Below are 1,735 nucleotides of genomic sequence, written 5' to 3' on the forward strand. Positions count from 1 at the left end.
AATCGGCTGAAGAACGCCAGAGCAGTAGCCACCCGCTACGACAAACGCGGCTACATCTACCTCGGCACCGCAACCGCCGCAGCCCTCACCATCTGGCTCCGAACATGATCGACCGGACAAGTCCTAGTGCCGTGCCGGGCGGCGCGAGGCGGTGAACCCTGCCGGGCAGGGGCTGCCCCTTGCCGTCCGCCGCCGTGTGCGGGTTTGCTGTGGCCGGTCGCGCAGTTCCCCGCGCCCCTCGGGGCGCGGCCAGCGGCACTCCGTCCGACACCAGAGTGAAGAGGATCCCGTATGCGTACGCGCGTTCTTGTCACCGCGGCCGCCCTGGCGGCCGCCGTCACCGGGGGGTTGCTGACCCCGCTCGCGGCCGCCGCCGAACCCTCGGGGCAGCGGGGGGACTTCAACGGCGACGGCTACCCCGACGTGGCCATCGGCGTGCCCGAGGCAGACGGGAAGGCCGGTGCCGTGGTCGTGATGTACGGGTCCGCGTCCGGGGTCTCCCCGTCCCGCTCGGTGCGCATCACCCAGGACACCCCGGGCGTGCCGGGCACCGCCGAGCCGGGCGACCAGTTCGGCGAGAACGTCACCAGCGGCGACGTCAACCACGACGGCTACGCGGACGTGATCGTCGGCGCCCCGTACGAGAAGGCCGACGGCAGACCCGACGGCAGCCTCTCGGTCATCTGGGGCGGCCCCCGGGGCCTCACGGACGGCGGCATCGCACTCCACGCCCCCACGGCCGACGACCGCAACTTCGGCCAGGGCGCCGCCTTCAGCGACCTCGACGGAGACGGCACCCCGCAGCTCCAGGTGGTCAGCGGACGCCACTTCTGGTGGTACTCGGAGGCGACGCCCCAGGGCGACGGCAGCGACGTGGCCCTGGGCCTGGAGCACGACTTCCTCCCCGAGGACGTCCGGCTGGACGGAGTCGCCGCGGGCCGGTTCGGGGGCGGCTCCAGCGCGGACTTCGTGGTGTACGGCACGCGCGGGGACGGCAGCGGCGACTATCTGGCCACCTTCCGCGGCGGTCCGGGCGACATCGGCTACTACCACAGCGTCCTGTCGGACGGCGGCACCGCGACCCGCTCCGTCGCGGCCGGCGACATCGACCGGGACGGCTCGACCGACCTGGTCACCGGCGAGCCGGCGGACGGTGGCGGGGCTGGCGCTGTCACCGTCTGGTGGGGCGCACCGGGCGGCCTCAACACCGGCCGCGAGCCCGCCCGCTACGACCAGGACAGCCCCGGCGTCCCCGGCACCGGCGGCGCGGGGGACCGCTTCGGCGCCGATGTCTCCGTGCGCGATGTGACGGGAGACGGCTACGCGGACATCGCCGTCGGCGTCCCCGGCGAGGGCGCGGGCGGCAGCGACCGAGGCCGTGCCGTCCTGCTCAGGGGCTCGGCGGACGGCGTCGGCGACACCGGCGCGCAGAGCCTCCACCAGGACACCCCGGGCGTCCCCGGGACCGGCGAGGACGGCGACCGCTTCGGCGCCGGCGTCCATCTCGCCGACGTCGACCAGGACGGCAGCGCCGACCTGTTCGCCGCCGCCGTCGGCGAGGACCTCGGCGCGGACGAGGACGCCGGCGCGGTCTGGACGCTGCGGGGCGGGGCCTCCGGAGTGACGACCGAAGGCAGCGCCGTCTTCTCCGGCGCCGATGTCGGCTTCACCGCGAACGCCGGGCTGCGCTTCGGCGAGGTCTTCGACCACTGACCGCCCAGTCCCCGCCCGGCCC

Annotated in this window: 1 protein-coding gene; it reads left to right on the top strand. The window is 74.9% G+C overall.

Annotated elements, in window-relative coordinates; translation table 11 throughout:
• The first annotated feature begins 291 nt into the window (after nucleotides 1–291).
• Nucleotides 292–1,713 (top strand): FG-GAP-like repeat-containing protein, encoded by a 1,422-nt coding sequence (locus G5C65_RS36755; RefSeq protein WP_165303374.1) that lies wholly within the window; start codon nucleotides 292–294, stop codon nucleotides 1,711–1,713.
• Nucleotides 1,714–1,735 lie beyond the last annotated feature (22 nt).

Origin of the sequence: Streptomyces boncukensis (assembly GCF_011045075.1) — a bacterium.
GTDB classification, from domain to species: Bacteria; Actinomycetota; Actinomycetes; order Streptomycetales; family Streptomycetaceae; genus Streptomyces; species Streptomyces boncukensis.